The sequence below is a fragment of the Larkinella sp. VNQ87 genome, from assembly GCF_049445795.1.
GTDB lineage: Bacteria > Bacteroidota > Bacteroidia > Cytophagales > Spirosomataceae > Larkinella.
The window spans coordinates 350,936-370,448 of the sequence record NZ_JBMSDT010000007.1 but is presented as its reverse complement, the minus strand read 5'-3'; the positions used below and the strand labels follow the sequence as shown (position 1 = coordinate 370,448).

Annotated in this window: 12 protein-coding genes; 4 read left to right on the top strand and 8 right to left on the bottom strand. The window is 56.2% G+C overall.

The annotated features are described in order from the left end of the window. Positions 1–46: 46 nt before the first annotated feature. Both ACO2Q8_RS14600 and ACO2Q8_RS14595 read right to left on the bottom strand, forming a co-directional pair. Entirely contained in the window at positions 47–1,012 is a 966-nt protein-coding gene (locus tag ACO2Q8_RS14600) for an NAD-dependent epimerase/dehydratase family protein (protein ID WP_423345566.1), read from the bottom strand. A 72-nt stretch (positions 1,013–1,084) separates the two neighbouring features. Beyond that, a complete protein-coding gene (locus tag ACO2Q8_RS14595; protein WP_423345565.1) occupies positions 1,085–2,068 on the bottom strand; it encodes a helix-turn-helix domain-containing protein in 984 nt (327 codons plus the stop codon). Between the two features lie 280 nt (positions 2,069–2,348). Between ACO2Q8_RS14595 and ACO2Q8_RS14590 the strand changes: the two genes are divergently transcribed. After that, positions 2,349–4,133, top strand: coding sequence for an ABC transporter ATP-binding protein (locus ACO2Q8_RS14590; protein ID WP_423345564.1), 1,785 nt, complete (start codon positions 2,349–2,351; stop codon positions 4,131–4,133). A 91-nt stretch (positions 4,134–4,224) separates the two neighbouring features. Here the strand turns inward: ACO2Q8_RS14590 and ACO2Q8_RS14585 are convergent, their stop codons facing one another. The 3 genes from ACO2Q8_RS14585 to ACO2Q8_RS14575 form a co-directional block, all read right to left on the bottom strand. After that, complete coding sequence (locus ACO2Q8_RS14585) at positions 4,225–6,621, bottom strand: M1 family metallopeptidase (protein WP_423345563.1); 2,397 nt, start codon at positions 6,619–6,621, stop codon at positions 4,225–4,227. Positions 6,622–7,011: 390 nt separating this feature from the next. Further along, positions 7,012–7,350: a DUF433 domain-containing protein gene (locus tag ACO2Q8_RS14580; RefSeq protein WP_423345562.1), complete on the bottom strand. Its 339-nt coding sequence runs from the start codon at positions 7,348–7,350 to the stop codon at positions 7,012–7,014. Positions 7,351–7,392: 42 nt separating this feature from the next. Beyond that, entirely contained in the window at positions 7,393–9,138 is a 1,746-nt protein-coding gene (locus tag ACO2Q8_RS14575; RefSeq protein WP_423345561.1) for a DUF885 family protein, read from the bottom strand. A 137-nt stretch (positions 9,139–9,275) separates the two neighbouring features. Here ACO2Q8_RS14575 and ACO2Q8_RS14570 point away from each other — a divergent pair, with 137 nt between their 5' ends. The 3 genes from ACO2Q8_RS14570 to ACO2Q8_RS14560 all read left to right on the top strand — a co-directional run bounded on the left by ACO2Q8_RS14570 (position 9,276) and on the right by ACO2Q8_RS14560 (position 14,876). Further along, positions 9,276–11,465 (top strand): M28 family peptidase, encoded by a 2,190-nt coding sequence (locus ACO2Q8_RS14570; protein WP_423345560.1) that lies wholly within the window; start codon positions 9,276–9,278, stop codon positions 11,463–11,465. Positions 11,466–11,580: 115 nt separating this feature from the next. After that, positions 11,581–13,509 (top strand): glycoside hydrolase family 2 protein, encoded by a 1,929-nt coding sequence (locus ACO2Q8_RS14565; RefSeq protein WP_423345559.1) that lies wholly within the window; start codon positions 11,581–11,583, stop codon positions 13,507–13,509. 260 nt (positions 13,510–13,769) lie between these two features. After that, positions 13,770–14,876 (top strand): hypothetical protein, encoded by a 1,107-nt coding sequence (locus ACO2Q8_RS14560; RefSeq protein WP_423345558.1) that lies wholly within the window; start codon positions 13,770–13,772, stop codon positions 14,874–14,876. 75 nt (positions 14,877–14,951) lie between these two features. On the opposite strand, the gene ACO2Q8_RS14555 is transcribed toward ACO2Q8_RS14560, so the two are convergent. Genes ACO2Q8_RS14555 through ACO2Q8_RS14545 form a run of 3 tightly spaced genes read right to left on the bottom strand, consistent with a single transcriptional unit; the run spans position 14,952 to position 19,452 of the window. Further along, entirely contained in the window at positions 14,952–16,436 is a 1,485-nt protein-coding gene (locus ACO2Q8_RS14555; RefSeq protein ID WP_423345557.1) for a restriction system-associated AAA family ATPase, read from the bottom strand. Beyond that, positions 16,433–17,983, bottom strand: coding sequence for a restriction endonuclease subunit S (locus ACO2Q8_RS14550; RefSeq protein ID WP_423345556.1), 1,551 nt, complete (start codon positions 17,981–17,983; stop codon positions 16,433–16,435). Before ACO2Q8_RS14550 ends, ACO2Q8_RS14555 begins: the two co-directional genes overlap by 4 nt. Beyond that, complete coding sequence (locus tag ACO2Q8_RS14545) at positions 17,980–19,452, bottom strand: N-6 DNA methylase (RefSeq protein ID WP_423345555.1); 1,473 nt, start codon at positions 19,450–19,452, stop codon at positions 17,980–17,982. The genes ACO2Q8_RS14550 and ACO2Q8_RS14545 overlap by 4 nt, the downstream gene beginning before the upstream one ends. Positions 19,453–19,513: the final 61 nt, after the last annotated feature.

Genomic DNA, 19,513 nt, shown 5'->3' with positions numbered 1-19,513 from the left:
GAATGCGGTTACGATGTTTCGTTTATTTTTTCAATGCCCATTTTGCTTACAGGCGCATCTCGCTAAGCCCCTGACTAACGCTGATGACGGGTTGATAGCCTAAGCGCTGCCGAATTTTCGCGTCGGAGACAATGAAGGATAAGCCTAAGGTGTTGATCATCCCCGGATACAGGGGAGGATGGCCTTTCAGCCGGAAGGTGCGCCAAATACCCGCCATTGCGCTGCCCAGAAAGCGCGCTATGGCCAGAGGTACCGAACGATTTCCGGGGTCTACGTTCTGAGTCTGCAACAGGGCCGTAATGAACGATTTAAATCCTTGTGGTTCGCCGTCGGTCACGAAAAAAGCTTCACCTCCTACCGGACTCCGGGCGGCCAGGACCAGTGCGTGGCATACATTCAGGACATGACACGTAACAATCTGATGCGCTCCACCATTGATAAAGGCAAATTGCCCTTTGTCGGCCGCTTCAATCATCTGGGGTAGGGCTGAGCTGTCGCCTTTCCCCCAGATGAGCGGTGGCCGGATCGCAATTGTTGTAAACGCAGGCGAATTGCTGGCCAGTACCCGCTTCTCAGCCAGGAGCTTGGTGCGTGAATACCCATCGATCAGGTGATTGGATTGGGTCGTTTCGTCGGCATTCAGGATCGGTTTGCCGTTCATAATGACCGAAGCTGCGCTCAGATAAATGAACCGATGGACTCCGGCTGAACGGGCCTCGCTGAGTAGCGTTTCGGTACCGGTGACGTGGTCAGCCCAGAGGTTTTTTTCGTCGGCCCAGAAGTCAACCGAAGCCGCCAGGTGAAAAACAGTCTGACATCCGTTCAGTCCCAGACGGAGTGCCTGGGGCTGGGCCAGATCACCCCGGATCGGTTCAGCCCCCAGGCTTTTCAGTAACGAGGCTGTTTGTGACGAACGGGCCAGTGCCCGCACCCGGTAGCCTTGCTCAACCAATTGAGGAATCAAATTGCGGCCCACAAAGCCTGAGCCGCCCGTAACAAAGCATTGTGTCATTGTTTTGCGCGTTTAATACGCTACAAAACAAGTATCTACCGATGGCTGTGAGTAATCCGTTCTGCTAAAGCATTAATCCATTTTGCTATTTTCGCGAGTTTCCATCCAATGGCTGGGCATCACACCAGTATGCTTCCTGAAGGCTTTGGTAAAATGGGAAAGGCTGCTGTAGCCCACCAGGAAGCCCACTTCCGAAACGCTGTAGCGTCGTGATTGCAGCAAATCGCAGGCTCGTTCTACCCGGGTTTGCTGGAGGTACTGATAAATGCTGTTGCCAAACAGGCGGGGGAAGTGCGTCCGCAATTTGGCTTCACTGAAACCAATGTGACGGGCCAGTTGCCCAACGGTTATCGTTTGACGTAGATCCTCAATCAACAAGGCCCGCGCCTGAAAGAGCCGCTCCACATCGGCAGGACGCAAGCCCCTGGCCGAAGGCTGAAGGCTTCGCTGCCGCATCAATTCGAATACATGTGTTATCAGTGCTAAGGTCGGGGCATACTTCTGAAAAGGAGTGAATGGATCAGCCTGTGGAGGTCGACTAAGCGTATCTAATAAGCGGTTTATCTGGCGGTCAATATCCAGAAAGACAAAGCCACCTTTCGGGGGAAAGACCTGAATCGCTACATCAGCGGGCAGCATGTCGTCAAACGAACCGGGCCGGAAGGTGATCACCAGGGCTGTAATGGTCCGGTGGAGTGGAATTTGTTGCTGTATTCGAACGCCGGGACCGTAGTAAAAAATACCGTAAGGCGACTGGGGCGCCACCGCAACTACTTTATTCTCAATCTGCTTTTCCAGTTCCTCGGCCGATAAATTGACAAACAGGCAATAGGTGTCGCTATCGGTATCATTGATGGTTTCTAAGGTTACCGGCTGATGGACCGTTGTCTCGTAACGGTATACATGCAGGTTTCCCGGAAGGGCAATGTGATGGATATGGCCTTGCCCCAGGGCCATTCGAAAATTCAATTGATTGTCCTGAACGGGTACGTTAAGCTGTTGACTTAAGCTTTCCAGTTGGTTGTTTTGGGAAGAGATCGGCAGGATTAAATGCATATCATTAACCAGCAAGGGCGGAGGGTTGGCAGTTGATCCGGTGCTTTTTTCAAAGTTAACCCATTTCCGGAAAAGCTGATAACGGCTTTTGCCGCTGCCAAAGGAGATGGAAAGGGGCCGGTTCAGAGAACAAAACCGGTCGTTTGGGAGTCGTATAGGTTACGGTTTACAGGAGTCGGTATTCAGTGTTTGGGGTTTAAATATCGAATAGTGAATAACGAACACCGAATAGCGAAGTTCTAAACGGAAAACCGTAAACTGTATATCGAAAACCGCAACGATGCAGATTCTGTGGACCTACCTGAAACCGCACCGCTGGCTGGTGGCGCTGGCCCTGCTGCTGGCGGGCGTCAGCCAGATTCTGACGATGATTGATCCGCTGATTTTCGGGAAGATCATCGACGAGTACGCGACCAAACCGGCGACGCGCCCCGAAACCGAACTGGTGCGCGGGGTGCTTTTCTGGCTGCTGGTGGCCGTCGCGATTGCCACGCTGGCGCGGTTGGCGAAGTCGTTTCAGGAGTATTTCATGCGGCTGGTGGTGCAGCGGTTCGGAACGCAGGTGTTTAACGATGGGCTGAAACAGACGCTGCGGCTGACGTTCCAGGAGTTTGAGGAACAGCGCAGTGGCGAAACCGTTGCGCTGCTGCAAAAGGTGCGGACCGATACCGAGAAGTTCATCAATGCGTTCATCAACATCCTGTTTTCGTCCATCGTCGGCATGGGTTTTCTGATCTGGTATGCTATCACCAAACACTGGGCGCTGATTCCCATTTTCGTCGTCGGGATTCTGGTGCTGGGCAGCCTGACCGGACTGCTAAGCAAACAGATCAAAACTGTGCAGCGGGCCGTCAACCGGCAAACCGTGAAGCTGTCGGGTGCCATTACCGAATCGCTGCGGAACATCGAACTGGTGCGGAGCCTGGGCCTGACGTTTCCGGAAATCCGGCGGCTGAAGCAATACACCCAACGGATTTACGAACTCGAAATGGAGAAAACCCGGCAGGTGCGCCGGTTGTCGTTTTTGCAGGGAACCACGCTGAACATCCTGAAACAATCGATTCTGTTTGCCCTGCTGTGGCTCATTTTTCGGGATATTCTGAGTACGGGCGAACTGATTTCGATGCAGTTTATCTCGACGGCCATCTTCGCGCCCTTGCAGGATTTGGGCAACATCATCCTGTTTTACCGCGAAGCCGAAGCCTCGCTGCATTCGTTCGATTCGCTGATGCACAAACCCATCGAACAACGCCCCGACGATTCCATCGACTTCGGCGTGCTGGAACACCTGCGGTTCGAGAACGTGGTGTTTCGGCACCAGACGGCCCGGCAAAACGCGATGGACGGCATCTCGTTCCGCGTCACGATGGGCGAAACCGTGGCCTTTGTGGGGCCGTCGGGTTCGGGCAAATCGACGTTGGTGAAACTTTTGCTGGGCCTGTACAAACCGGTTTCGGGCGAAATTTATTTCAACGACGTGCCCGCCAGCCAGATCCGGTACAACCCCATGCGTCGGCAGATCGGGTTTGTGACGCAGGATACGCAGCTTTTCGCCGGGACCATCAAAGAGAACCTGCTGTTTGTCAAACCGGATGCGACCGAGGCCGAAATTCGCGAAGCCCTGCACAAAGCCTCCTGCGACCAGCTCATTGCGCGCTCCGACAAAGGCATCGATACGGTGCTGGGCGAAGGCGGCATGAAGCTGTCGGGGGGCGAAAAGCAGCGGATTTCCATCGCCCGCGCCCTGATCCGGCACCCGAGGCTATTGATTTTCGACGAAGCCACCTCCGCGCTCGACTCGCTGACCGAAGAGGTGATTTCGGACACCATTCGCAGCATTTCGGCCCGGCGCGAGCAGATCACGATTCTGATTGCCCACCGCCTGTCGACCATCCTGCACGCCGACCGGATTATTGTCCTGGAAAAAGGCCGGATTGCCGAAACCGGCACCCACGCCGAACTCCTCGACCAAAAAGGCTTGTATTACGCCATGTGGCGGCAACAGATTGGGGAACGGCGGCAGGAACCGGAGCCAGCGACTGATGGAGCGTTGATTGAAAAATGAATATCGAATACTGAATATTGAATAACGAATATTGAAATTTGGGACGCGCCAACCACTTTTACATTCGTTATTCAATATTCGATATTTCTTTTTAATTCTTTCCCGCTCCCCCCTGCGTCGCCGGTCGTTGGGGCGCCGATTGCCGTTGTTCCTGCATCGGATTGAGCGGTCGGGTTACCCCCCGGTTTTTGAACAACTGGAAGCGCGTCGGCTGCTGCGGTTGGCGTGGGAACGCGTTGTTTTCGGTGTCGATATCGGCAATCTCCTGGAAGGGGTCCAGCGTCCACTGCGTCACTTTCTTCGAGGTCGCAATCACCTTGTTGATCTGTGCATCGTTGAACCGCCAGATCTCTGCCGGAAACCGCGCCACCGAATCCGTGCCGTCCTCAAACTGCATCCGAATGATCACCGGCATGGGCAAACCGCCTTTGTTCTTTAGCGTCAAGGTGTAGAAGTTGTTCTTCGACTCCAGCGTCTTGCGTTCTTCGTCGCTGAGCGTCGCCAGATAGTCCTGGTACCGCTTACGGTCGGCATCCGTCACCGCATACGGGTCGTACGTGTTGTAGAAGTCCTTCATGGTCGAATCCTGCGCTACTACGGATTGGTCTTTGGTAGCCGCATCCCGGATCTTGCTCATGGTGTTGGCCTTCTGCTGAGCCTCGGCGCGGGCCAAGGCTTTCTCCACCTCGGGATTCTGGGTGTTGATCGTGAACCAGTCGACTTCGACCAAATCCTGATCGACGGCTTCAACGCCGTAGAACCAGCCTTTCCAGAACCAGTCCAAGTCGACGCCGGACGCATCTTCCATCGTGCGGAAGAAGTCGGCGGGCGTGGGGTTCTTGAACTTCCAGCGGTTGGCGTATTCCTTGAAAGCATAGTCGAACAGCTCACGGCCCATGACGGTTTCGCGCAGGATGTTCAGCGCGGCCGCCGGTTTGTCGTAGGCATTCGGGCCAAATTGCAGGATGTTGTCCGACGAAGTCATGATCGGCGAGAGCAGCGCCGGGTCGGATTTCATGTACGGAACAATCCGCTGCGGTTCGCCGTAACCGCTCGGAAAGTTATAATCCCACTCTTTTTCAGCCAGATACTGGCAAAAACTGTTCAGTCCTTCGTCCATCCAGGTCCACTGCCGCTCGTCGGAGTTGACGATCATCGGGAAAAAGTTGTGGCCCACTTCGTGAATAATCACCCCGATCATCCCGGCTTTGTTGCTTTCAGAATACGTCCCGTCTGGTTCGGGCCGACCGCCGTTGAAGCTGATCATCGGGTATTCCATGCCGCCGTAGCGCGTGGCGTGGCAAGAGATGGCGACCGGATACGGGTATTTGAAGGTGCGGTTTCCGTACGAGCGCAGGGTGTGCTCCACCGCCCGGGTCGAATACTGCTCCCACAGCGGATTGCCTTCCTTGGAATAGAACGACATGCTCCAGATTTTGCGCCCATCGCCGTAGACATCGGTTTGCATGGCGTCCCAGATGAATTTGCGCGAGGAAGCAAAGGCAAAGTCCCGCACATTGTCGGCTTTGTAAACCCAGGTTTTCTTGCCGGTCGGTTTAGCCTTCTCGGCGGCTACGGCTTCGTCTTGAGTGACAATTTTAATCGGCGTTTTGGAATTGGCAGCTTTCTGCATCCGCTGTTGCTGGGTTGCCGTCAGTACCTGCTTGTAATTCAGGCACTCGCCGGTGGCGCCCACGACGTGGTCGTTGGGTACGGTGATGGCGACTTTGTAATTCCCGAAGATGAGCGTAAACTCGCCCTGGCCCAGAAACTGCTTGTTTTGCCAGCCGTTCACGTCGTCGTAGGCGCACAGACGCGGGAACCAGTGGGCGATGAAGTAATTCCGGTTGCCGTCTTCGGGGAAGTACTCGAAACCGCTCCGGCCGTAATAGGCCGTGATGTTGTAATTCCAGTCGATGCCGAACGAATAGCGCTGACCCGGTTTGAGGGGCGCGGGCAGGTCGATCCGCATCATGGTTCCGTTGACGGTATACTTCAGCGGTTTTCCGGCGGCATCCCGAACGGCGGTTAGTTTGTAACCGTACTCTTTTTTTGGGTCGGTCTGGGCACCGGGTTCGGCATTGTTCAGGTTGTGCAGCCGGGCCAGGCTGGTTCCGTTGCCGTTGACGGCCGATTGGGTGGTCAGGTTCGCCGTTGAGTTCTTCTCAAATAAATTCTGATCCAGTTGCAGCCAGAGGTACTTTAGTTCGTCGGGCGAGTTGTTGAAGTACGTGACGGTTTCCGAACCGATGATTTTCTGGTTGGCGTCGTCGAGTTCTACCTTGATGTCGTAATCGGCCCGGTTCTGGAAAAAGTCCCGGCCCGGGGCTCCGGCGGCCGTGCGGAAGGTATTGGGCGTGGGCAACTGGGGCCCCAGTTGTTCAAACCGGTCGTTGGCCTTGTAATTCGGAGACGCCGGTGCCTGGGCCCGAAGTTGAACGGACAGGCTGAGGAAGACCGCAACCAGGGCGGAAAATTTCCTGATCATTTGCTGATGGAAGCTTGGGTTAAACGAGTAAAACGTAACGCTAAAGATAGCGCGAATGCGGAAGGGAGCCAAATGTTGGTGGCGAATCAACGGTTTTGTGCAGGCAAAGGGCGTCAGTATCAATTCGGTCTCCGGTTATCACTCGCGATAACCGAGGTTTGTTGATTTAAAATAACACGAACGATGAGATTATTTGCCTGACTTACAAGTCGTTTCAGTGCCAGCGGCACTGCATGTTTGTAGTGAAAACGCCATTGTCTTGCCCATCAGCGTGCCGTAGGTACGCCATTCACCCTGGGTTACGTACCTACGGCACGCGTGGAGCGTATATAAAGCCAGATTTTCTACAATCATTCGACCCCGATGGGGTCAAAAAACGAATCGTTCGTGTTAAAATACTACCTCCTGATTTTCCGCAATCTGTCGTTCAATCTCTTCCCGGTGTGCCCGGACATAGGCCCGGGCATTTGTCAGGTCATCGGCTCGTAGGACGGGATAGGCCCGCAACAGGTCGGCTTCAGAGGTGCCCAGCCGACGGGCCTGCTCCAGTACCCAAACCGGTATTCGGGTTCGGACAATGCAGGCGACTCCCCCGGCCACATCCGGTTTGCTTTCAATGCCGGGAAAGGCATCGCTCAAATCCTGAATGATCCACCGCAAGACTTCGGCTTTTTCGGCCCGGGACATTCGGCTCAGCAGCTTTTCAGTTTCTTCAACGGCTAGACTCATAGTACGTAAAGTTACAGCGAAGTGCTTATCTGACCAAACCGGTCACTTGCCCCCTTTGTCATAAAACCGCCAAGACGTTTTGAAATCCTTGCTGAGTTTCTGGTCGGTCAGGATGGCGCGGATCAGCTCGACGGGCATCGCATTCAGTTGCATAATCGCGTCGTGGAACTGCTTGTAGGTCATCTTCTTGCTATCGACCAGTTCTTTTTTCAGGGCGTAAAACTGAAAACCGCCCGTCATGTAGGCCAGTTGGTAGAGCGGAGGGTAGCCGCCCACGAACGACCGGCGCACTTCACCTTCCGCGTTGGCGCGCTCGTGCCCGACGCGGTCCACCAGAAAGTCGATGCACTGCTGCGGAGACCATTTGCCGAGGTGGTAGTTCAGCGAGAAAATAATCCGGGCGCAGCGGTGCATCCGCCAGAACAGCATCCCAATGCGGTCTTCCGGCGACTGCGGGAAACCCAGATCCCACAGAATCATCTCCCAGTACAACGCCCAGCCTTCCGTCCAGAATGGCGTGCCGAAATGCCGGTAGGTTTTGTAGCGGTTGTTCATAAACCCCTGTAAATGGTGTCCGGCAATCAGTTCGTGGTGAACCGTCGAGCGCGAGAAGTGCGGGTTGTTGCCGCGCATACTCATCAGCTTGTCTTCGTGCGCCATCGTGTTCGTCGGGTAGGAAATCAGGATGGTTTCACCACCCAGAAAAAACGGGCTGACCTTCTGCCGTTCGGGGGTCATCATCTGCATCCGCCAGGTTTCCTCCGCAATCGGCGGAATTGTGATCAGGTCTTTCTGCTTGAGAAAGGCAATCGACTCATTATAAAGCCGCAGGATCAGTTCAGGCTGGCGACCGGCCGGAACAATCGAGTTCTTTACTTTCTCCTGGGCGGCTTTCCAGTCGGTGCCAAACCCCATCTCTTTGGTAGCTTTCAGCAACTCGCGGTCGCACCAGGCAAACTCCCGGTTGGCGATGTCGATGAGGTCTTCCGGCGAATACGGAATGAGTTCAAACTGCAACTGCCTAACGAGTTCGTCGCGCCCCACGGCGATGCCCGCAATGCCGCTGCCGTCGTCCGGGGTCGGAGCCGCTTCCCGCGCTTTTTTGCTCCACAAAACCGTGTAGGCCGTCAGCAGGCTATCGGTTTTGCGGTAAGGCTCGGGCACCCACCACGTAAACTGCGGATCGTAGGCATTGTAAAAGGTGAACACGCTTTTCAGAGCTGACTGCAAGCCTTTGGCGGTTCCTTCGGCCCGACGCGCCAGCGCCGATTCGATCTTATCGGTTTTTTCAACCGCTTTCCGGACGGTCACGATTTCTTTCCCGATGGCGTTCAGGTCGGCGGCTACCTGCTCGGCCACCAAGGGTGTTCCGCGCCGACGGAGCTTTTCAAGGGCGTAAATTTTTTCGGCAAACGGAAACCAGGGTTTTGTCTGGTTAACTTCCTGTTCTTCGTCGGCCAATTTCTGGAGATTGCTCCGCAGGTTGCGCTGAAACAGCAGGTAGTCGACGCGGCTGTCGGTACTCATCCGGTCGAAGTCGAGTTGCTGCAACTGGCGCAGATAATCGGTGTAAAACGCCTTGAAGCGCTCTCGGCGTTCGGGCGAATTCTCGATGGTGTAAAACCGGCTCAGGCTACCCCAGTCGGCTTCGTATTGGGTCAGCAGGTGATGCACGTCGCTGGTTTGCCGGTACAAACCGCTGGCCGGGCCAGACTGAGCTAAAACCGGGTTAGCAAAAAACGGACCGATGAGGAAAAGAGCAAGAAAACGGCGGAAGATGGGGGTCATGAGCGTACGGGGTCGGCGGTTTATAGGCACGAAGGTAGTCATCGTGGGACAAAACCCGGAAAAGATTCGGTAAAAATCAATTTTTGCCAACTATTCTGTACCTTTTAAGCCGTTTAACCTGAACAACCTCCTCCTCAATGAGAAATTTCTCCGCCGGTTTTGCCCTGCTGGCTGCGGTGGCCGTCACCGCCGTACGCGCCCAGTCTTTTACCGGTTTCACGCCCGCCCGCCAGGCTGTTGAAGAAAAAACCGAAGCCGAATTCAGGAAATACCAATCGGCGGATTCGTTCAAAAAACACCTCGAATGGCTGAGCAGTGTGCCGCACGTGGCCGGGACGCCCGAAAACGAGCGCGTCCGGGATTACATCGCCGAAACCATGCGCAAGGCGGGCTGGCAGGTCGATATTTACCCGCACGACATTTACCTGCCCAAAGGGCCGGGCGAGATCGCCGTCGAACTGGTCGAACCCATCCGGCAACCGCTGAACATCCGGGAGTACCTGTTTCCGGAGGACAAATACAGCAAAGACCCCCGGATTATGCCCGGCTGGAATGCCTACTCGGGCTCGGGCGACGTGACCGCCGAGGTGGTGTACGCCAATTACGGCCGGAAAGAGGATTTCGAGCAACTGAAAGCGATGGGGATTTCGGTGCAGGGCAAGATCGTCATGGCGCGGTACGGCGGGAACTTTCGGGGCTACAAGGCGCAGTTTGCCCAGGCTGCCGGAGCCGCCGGGTTGCTCATTTACACCGACCCGGCCGACAACGGCTATACCAAAGGGCTGACGTTTCCGGAAGGGCCGCAACCGAGCGAGAGCATCATCCAGCGCGGTTCGTTGCTGACGGTGCCCTACACCGGCGACCCGCTGACGCCCGGCGAACCGGCCTTGCCGCTGGATGGCAAGGTGAAAATCAAACGGCTCGATCCGAAGGACGTGGCCCTGCACACGATTCCAGTGACGCCGATTCCGTACGGGTCGGCCATCGACATTCTGAAACGCATGACTGGTGCCAAGGCCGTTCCGGCGGGCTGGCAGGGCGGTTTGCCGTTCGCGTACCGGCTGGAAGGCGGACCGGAATTGAAGGTTCGTTTGATGGTAAAACAGGAAAAAGCCATCACGCGGATTTACGAAGTGGTCGGGACGCTGACGGGCGCGGAGTTCCCGGATGAATGGATCATTGCGGGTTGTCATTACGATGCCTGGTCGTTTGGAGCCACTGACCCCAACAGCGGAACCGCCATGTTGCTGAGTATGACCGAATCGCTGGGAAAATTGGCAAAAACCGGGCAGCGGCCCCGGCGCACGATCAAAGTGGCGCATTGGGATGCCGAAGAATTTGGTGTGATTGGTTCGGCCGAATGGGCTGAGCAGTTCCGGGACGAGTTGACGCAGAAAGCCGTAGCCTACATGAACTACGACGCGGCCGTGTCGGGCCGGATGTTTGGGGCCAGCGCGTCGCCTTCGATGAAAAAACTGCTGATCGAAGCAACCCAGGCCGTTCAGTATCCGGATTCGAACATCACGGTGTATCAACACTGGCTGAAGCAGGGTGGTCGGCGGCAGGGCAGCACCGTCGGCATTGCGTCGTCGGCTCCGGCCACAGCGGTCAACGAACCCGTGATCGGTAACCTCGGCGGTGGTTCGGACCACATTGCCCCGTACATGCACGTCGGCATTCCGTCGCTGAACGCCGGAACCGGCGGTCCAACGCTGTACCACTCGGCCAACGACGACCTGTTTTTCTACGACAAATTTGCCGATCCGACCTACAAAATGGGGCCGATGGTGGAGCAGGTTGCCGGTACGCTCGCGCTGCGCATGGCGAACGCCGATCTGTTGCCGTACGATCTGAGCCGCTACGCCAACGACCTGTCGACGCACCTGAAAGCCGCCGAGAAAGCCATCAAAGCCTACGCGCCGACGTATTCCATCGAGCCGGTTTTGGCGGCCGTGGCCGATCTGAAGAAAAATGCGGAAGCTGCCGAAGCCGCCAGTCAGCAGTATGTACAGGCCGGTCGGACCGACAAGCTGGCCGAACTAAACCGGACGTTGCGGCAACTCGAACAGTCGTTCATCGACCCGAAGGGCATGGCGTTCGGGTCTTGGTACCGCTCGTTGTACGCGTCGTCGGACCCTTACAGCGGCTACGCGTCCTGGATGCTGCCCGGTTTTCTGTACGAAGCCTCGCTGAAATCCACCGCCAACCTGCCCGATCTGGAAAACCGCTACAAAAAAGCGATCCAGGCGCTCAGCGATCAGTTGGCAAGCCTGACGCGGGCGATGTCAGCCGATAAACCGGCGACGCTGGGCGGAGGGAAGAAGTAGTCGAAATCGGGGACTAAGCCGGGACGCTGGGATAGTTTTCGAATTCGAAGGGTAGTAGGTGGCTGTGGTACGACGCTTTTACTGTTACTGTTCGTACAGCAACCCTCCTAAACCCATGAAACACCCTGTTCAACGCTTCGTTACGTTTGTCACTATTTTGGTGGCAAGTGCCCTGATAAAGCCGGTTTTGGCGCAAAACACCATCGCCGATCCCAAACCGGCGGCTATTCTGAGCCGTTGGGAGAAACAGGTGACGCCCGAAAACGCCTGGCGTGAGTACCCGCGTCCGCAACTGGTGCGGGCCAACTGGCAAAACCTCAACGGCTGGTGGGAATACGCCATCCGGCCGAAAACCGAAGGCCAGCCCACGACGTTCGACGGGCAGATTCTGGTGCCGTTTTGCGTGGAATCGACGCTCTCGAAAGTAACCAAATCCCTGAACGCCGACCAGCGGCTCTGGTACCGCCGGAACGTCACGATTCCGGCGGCCTGGAACGGGCAACGGGTGTTGCTGCACTTCGGCGCGGTGGATTACGAATGCAATCTGTGGGTAAACGGTGGCCTGGTCGGATCGCACACGGGCGGTTCGGACCCGTTTGAGTTTGACATCACGGATTACCTGAAATCGGGGCAGAATGAGCTGATTCTGGCCGTGACCGACCCGACTACCGAGGGCGAGCAACCGCGCGGCAAACAGGTGTTTAATCCGAACGGCATCTGGTATACGCCGGTGTCGGGCATCTGGCAAACCGTCTGGCTGGAGCCGGTGCCAAACCCGAATTACATCGAAGAAGTCCGGATCACGCCCGAACTGGATTCGAGCCGCATCCGCGTCGAAGTTTTGCTGAACCGTCTCCTCACCAACCCGATGAGCGCCATCCGGTTGACGGCGCTGGACGGCACGCAAACCGTATCGAGCCTGCAAGTCCGGTCGGGGCGGGTGGCGTATCTGCCCATCCGGAATCCGAAGCGCTGGTCGCCCGACAATCCGTTTCTGTACAACCTGAAAGTTGAACTGCTGACGGTGAAAGACCCGTTTGCCGGAACCGAAAACCGCAACCGGCCGCGCCATAACGAAGCCGAACGCTCGGCCTACGCCAAAGCCGAGGTGACGGGGAGTCCGCTTGACGCGGTGACGAGCTATTTTGCCATGCGGAAAATTTCGATGGGGCCGGGCCGCGTGGCCGGACAGCCGGTTTTGCTGCTCAACAATCAACCGCTGTTTCAGAACGGCCCGCTCGACCAGGGCTGGTGGCCGGGCAGTTTGCTGACCCCGCCTTCGGACGATGCGATGGTATTTGAAATCGATTTTCTGAAAAAAGCCGGGTTTAACATGCTCCGCAAACACATCAAGGTCGAACCGGCGCGGTATTACTACCACTGCGACCGGCTGGGCATGCTGGTCTGGCAGGACATGCCCTCCGGTTTTCTGGAAGGGCAGGCGATGGGCCGCCAGGAGGTGGTCGAACCGCTGCGCCGGTCGAAAGGCAAAGAGCAGTTTGAACTGGAACTGCGCCGGATGATGAACCGCCTGCACAACCACCCGAGCATCGTGACCTGGGTGGTGCATAACGAGGGGTGGGGCCAGTACGACAACGTGCGGTTGGCCGATTGGGTCAAGGCGCTCGATCCGAGCCGATTGGTCAATGCCGCCAGCGGCTGGTCGGACCTGGGCGCGGGCGATTTTTACGACATTCATACCTACGAGGAAGTGCCGAACGTACCGGAGCCTAAGAAAAACCGGGTGATTGTAGTCGGAGAATTTGGCGGGATCGGCTGGCCCATCACCGGCCACCTCTGGGACCCCAACAAGCGTAACTGGGGTTACCAGACCTACCAGGACAAGGATGCGGTTTTGAAAGCCTATCGGACCAAATACGCCAAGATGGTGGACATGTACCGGAAAAACGGTGTTTCGGCGGCCGTGTACACCCAAACCACCGACGTGGAAGGCGAGGTAAACGGTTTGCTAACCTACGACCGGGAGGTGATCAAGATTCCGATCGAGACGCTGCGGGACATTCACGCGCCCTTGTATAAGTAAACGGGACACGTAGTAAGTGCCTGATCTGTTTTGTTGGGTAACTTAAGAGTCGTCGGCTACAAGTCGGTTTTTTCTTTTCTTCGTTCTTTCTGGAGCTTCTTTATGTGTTTGACTATCAGCACGTAAAGAAGCTTTTTGTTGCCGCCTAATCCATTTTGTTTGCCGAACTGCTCATTTTACTTGTGTATTAATTAAAAAAACGATTACTTGCTTGTAGTTACAAATATTGGGATTCTATGAAACGGAAACTTCTACTGCTAATGGCATTACTCTGGGTGAGTTTAGGAGGAACTGCCCAGAACCTGGATTGGAACACGTATCCGGATGGTTCGTTGAGTCATACGTTCCCGAATGTGGGCACCCCGGCGGTCAACGTGGGGGTGTCGGTGACGGGGGGCACTTCGTATTTTACCACCAATGAACCCAACGGCCGACCGGCCGGCCTGCGGCTTTCGGCCGACTTCCCGGCCAATGGGTTTTGTGTTTCGGTGAATATCACCTTCTCGGAGCCCGTGTATAATTTGAATTTTCCCCTGCTCGATATCGATTACACGTCCGGTGACAGCAAGTACGAGGATGTCGTGACAGTAACGGGAAGTAACGGCGGAACATCCGTCACGCCCTCAATCGGGTCGGCGGCTACCAATACGGTGAGCGGCAATACCGTCACGGGGATTAACAGCAACGTCGCCCAGGCGCAGAATCTGGTAACGTTCAGCGGGGCAGTGACCGAAATTACCATTCAGTATTGCGCCGGGCCTTCCTTTGCGCTGCCGGAGCGGCAGGAAATCTACATCGGCGATTTCAACTGGGAGGCCGCACCGCTACCGGTGCGGCTGGCGTCGTTCAGCGGCAAGCGGGTTGAAAACCAGGTCCGGCTGGGCTGGCAGACGACGTTTGAGTCCAACAGCGCCTACTTTGTGGTCGAACGCAGCGCGGATGCCAAGGCGTTCGAAGCGCTGGGCCGGGTGGTGTCGTCGGGTTTCTCGGAGTCGTTGCAAGCCTACGGTTTTACCGACGAAGCCCCGGTGCTGGGTACCAATTATTACCGGCTGCGGCAGGTCGACCAGGACGGGCGGTTTGAGTACTCGAAGATCATTGGGGTGGGCTACGACCCGGCGGAGTATTATTTCGAAGTACGGGCGTTGGATCAAGGGCAGATTGAGGTGCTGACCAACGTGCCGGAGCCGGTTTTCAATATCATGGACAGCCGGGGTGTGTCCGGTTCGCACCAGGTCGTTCAAACGGGGTCTAACCGGTATACACTTCAGCTTCGCCCGACGGGTCTGGCTTCGCCCGCGCTGAAAATTGTTCAGATCCGGGCGCAGACGTATCAGAACGCCCGGAAAGTCCTGCTGACCGATTAGGAAGCGATAAGTGAGAATTTAATGTTTATTTGTGTATACCAAACACCCCGCTGGCGTTGCTGGCAGGGTGTTTTCTTAGGAAGCCGGGATGATCCCAAAACAAACCTGAAGAATCGCATCGAAACTAGCTCCGTGGGTTTCGCTTCCGGGCTTTTTTACTTCCAACGCCCTGGTTTGCGGATTCCGGTTGAAAATAAAGACGTTCTCTTTCGGTAAGTCTGCCGGAATAAACGGCGAATGAGTGGTCAGCAGGCAGTCCTGCCGGGTCGCTGCGAATTGGCTGCTGCGGTTACCGTCCGGAGTGGGAAGTTGACATAACCGATTCACAAACTTAAGCCGCCAGCGCGGATTGAAGTGCGATTCGGGCTCATCAAGCAGGAAAAGAACGTTGGCAAACGACAGCATGCTGAACGTTCCGAGGAGTTGGGCAAATTGGTGTTCGCCGTCGGACAGCGAGACGTAATCGACCGTCGTGGCCCGGTTTTGCGCAAAAAAATTGACGCGCTCAAACCGGAAAACCTTGTCTTCTTCCTGCGGTTCGGGCAGTCGGGAGGCAAACCGACGGGAGCGGGTTTCTTTCGAGAACCGTTCCCGGGCGTGTTTCGGAATGACCAGGTCATTGAGCATCGCCAGTTTATGGAACGCGGAATACAGCTCAAAGGCGGTTTTCCAGAAAAAACGGAATGCCGCCTTGGTTTCGTCAGTCACGAGAAAATCAAAGGTGTAGGTTTCCGTTTTGTCGTCGTACTGATAACAGGTGGCGCATTTTTGCAGGTATTCCAGATACCGCTCCAGTTCGTCGGTGAGCTGAATGCCTTTCCGCTTTGAAGCAGCTCGGGAGCGTTCGGGTGCCCGGGGGGCGGCTGCGTGCGCGAGCTGGACCACACACCGGAACGAATGCAGATCGTCGAGATGGGCGTGGGCCAGCAGCGCCCGCCGTTGTTCGTCGCTGCCCAGTAAAAGATTTGCCACCAGCACTTCGAGGTGAGTTCCGTAGTCGATCAGCATCAGGCGCGTGTCCGCAACCGGCTGGTTCTTGCTACGGTCGATGGCACTTTCGCGCACTTCCTCCGCGTAGCCGCTGCGGCTGAGCAGAAACGGCAGACTCAGGGTTTCGTTGGCACCGGAGGTATACCCAATCACTTTGCGGGGCAGAAGCGCCCGGGTTTCGGGAGCCTTCAGATCGCAGGTCAGCCAGGTGTCTTCCAGGCGTTTCTGAATGATAACCAGCGGTTTGCGTTTGTTTACCGCCCGGCGCGAGATCCGGACGTGCGTCAGTGGGCTGTCGTCGTGCGCACGAATCAGGTACTCTACTTCAAACTGGAGGCCCGGATTTCCTTCCAGGCGCTCTTCCCCGCTCGCGGTGGCATGAAAGGCCGACTGAAACAGTTCGGCTACAACCTGGAGAAACTGGGATTTACCGGTTCCGTTTGCGCCAACCAGACAGATGGGTAAGAAAGTTGTTTGCTCATTCATGTGAGAATGCAGCATAAGATCAAGACCGTCGAGCAAGCCCCCGCAGGTATCGGCCGAAATGATATGAACACGGAGTAGTTTCATGGTCGTACCCGGATAAAGTTCATCATCTGTCTTTCTGGATCGAAAACCTGCTTGAGCGCAGGTTGCTGGTCGAGGAGGAGCTTAAAAAGCACATCCCGGAGCGAATCGTAATCGGCGGTGATCTGACGGCGCAGTTCGTCGAAGGTAAACTGGTCATCGGGTAAATGACGAATCGACGCCAGTACGGTTTCGGGTGAAAGTTCGGTCAGGCTGGTTTTCATGCGGTTTTTGCGCCTGGGTTGGGTTGACGGGTTTGCTTTGGCAGCCTGAAGGCGTTTGAGCAGCGCCGGGGCGGGTTCGTCGGCTGGGTCCTGCGGAACTAGCAAGCCCCGAAAGGCCCGGTCGAGTGTTGCGGCCGGAAGCCGGTCCAGTTGCGCCCGGGCGGCCAGACAACGGCTTTCCAGGGCGTCGGCATAGGCGAACAGCGTGTCGACCCGGCGGACAATTTCGCGTTGTTCGGCCAGCGGTGGGATCGAAAACCGGAAATTCCGGCATTGGGAAAGCGAGATATTCAGTTGACCAGCCGACCCCCGCGTTTCGTGCAGAATGGCCGCCAGGTTATCACCCTTGCACAGCAGGTAGTACAGCCAGCCCGTCGTCAGGCGTTTGCCGGGTCGAAACAAAGTAAGGGCCTGATTGATATTCCATTCCGGGTAGGTGTCCGGCACAATGGCAACCTTGCCGAGGGGTGGTCCGACGATATTCATGAGCACATCGCCCGGCCGGGCCTGCGACTTCTTTAGTTCTTTTTCGTGAACGACAGACGAGATAAACTGCGGTTTGTAGTGGAAGTCAACCGACTGATTGACAAGGTTATACACTTTTAGGAACGGGATGCCCGCCGGTCCGACAAAACCGTCTCTTGGCGTGCCGCCGTTCTGGACTTTTTCGCACACATCGGCCGCGCGTTCCAGCGTCCAGCCGGTGGAGTCGCTGCCGCGCCATTTTTCGGTCAACCGTCCCGAAACCGCAGCCGAAAGAACCGACTGACGCAGTTGCCTGATCCCACTGAGCAGCCGGTCCAGGCGCTCCCGGCAGGTGTCGATCCGGGCGAACAGGCGATCGATTTTGGCGGCAATCCGTTTCTGTTCGTTGAGCGGGGCAATCAGCACCGGAAAAGCCGCTATCCGCTTCGGCTGCGCCCGGGTCAGCGAGCCGCCGACGCCCGTGACGCCCTGGCAGATCAGTTCCCGAAAGGCCGGACTGCTGAAATAATAGCGCAGATAATCAGGCGACAAACCCGTTGAACGCAACACCATCCACTCCGACGAGGCAATCTGCACGAAGCCGGTCCGGGGAGCAACTTTCCAGACCCGGTTGATGCGCGGATTGATCTTGCAAATCAAAATATCGTCGGGGGCCACAATCTGCTTGATCGAACCGATGGTGGCTCCGGAAAGTAACTCCGGTTGCCGGGTCGGAAAAGCGGGGACGCTGTAGACCTCGAACACCTCCTCAGGTTGTCGGGCCGGGTCGATCGGCTGCGAGGTAAATTCATTGATCAGTCCAACGTTGACTTTCATCCAGCCCGGCGGTATGTCACTCATGCGTCGACCTCCTCTCCCAATTCTTCCATCATGCCGCGTAATTCCTCCAGAGCGCCCTCTAGTTCCTCCATAAGTTCACCCGCGATGAGGTGCGGTTCGGGCAGTTCGGAGTCTTCGTCTTTCAGCCAGGAAATGTTCAGATTATCGTTGTTGCGGGCAATCCATTCGCGCGAAAAACGGCGAAACCGCCCGGTTGGGCCGGTATCCTGCCGCTGAGCCAGTGCCTCCGGGCTTCCGAATGGATTGTTGCCAAAAGCGGTTTCAAAGTCGGCAAAATGTGCCCGGGTCAGTTGGGTACGCTTGCCGTACTGCGGCATGTTGGCCCGCAAATCGTATACCCAAACTTCCCGGGTGGTATCCAGATCGGTTTTCCCTCGTGTAAAAAACAGGACGCAGGTTTTGACACCCTGCGCGTAGAAAATACCGGTGGGTAGCCGCAGGATGGTGTGCAGGTTACAGGTCGCCATCAGATCGGTTCGGATTTGTCGGCCCACATTGCCCTCAAACAAGGCGTTGTCGGGTAATACGACGGCGGCCCGCCCCCCCGGTGCCAGACCCCGGTAAATGTGTTGCAGAAAGCAGAACTGCTTGTTGCTGGTCGGGTAGGGCAGGTCGGTACGTTCGGGAAGCCCTCCGCCTTTTTTGCTGCCAAAGGGCGGGTTCGACAGGATCAGCGTGGCTTCTGGTAGCTTCTGACCGGCGGCCGAAAGCGTATCCCCGTAATGAACCCCACCGCCATCGGGACTGTAGGCAATCCCGTGCAGGAACAGGTTCATCAGGGCCAGCCGGTGCGTATCGTGGACATGCTCCATGCCATAAAATGTGTTGCTGCGGTATTTCTCCTGCTGAGCCGGGGACCAGTTTTCGGGCGGATTATGCTCAAGAATGTACTGATTGGCTGCAATCAGAAAACCGCCTGTTCCGGCGGCCGGGTCCTGGATAACGTCGTCGAGCGACGGTTTCAGAAGAGTAACCAGGCTGTCGATGAGCGATCGAACGGTGAAATACTGCCCCGCGCCCGACTTCTTTTCGCTGGCGTTTTTTTCGAGTAGCCCTTCGTAGATGCTGCCCAGGTTTTCGCGCCGGGCGTGGTACCAGTCCAGCTTGTCGATGCCTTCCACGAGTGTGGAAAGCGTAGCCGGTTTCCGGATAAATGAACTGGCCTGGCTAAATATTTCCCGAACAATCGGCGAACCGTGCGTTTCCAGATGAATCAGCGTGATTTTATAGGCTTCCAGACGATCTGGTTTTGGGGTTGCCACCAGCTTATCCCAGCGGTGTCCGGCCGGAATCTGATCCTCGGTTCCGGTTTCTTTAGCCATTTTCAGGAACAACAGGTAGGTCAGTTCCGTCACGTACTGATGATACGTCACGCCATCATCCTTGAGGACATTGCACAGGTTCCAGAGTTTGGCGATGATGTCGTTGGTCAGGTTATCCATATTGGCAGAAGCCTTCGCAAGGGACAAGAGAGTAGTAACAGGTTTTAAAGGTAGCAATTCGCCTGAAATAAACGCTTCCACCAAAATC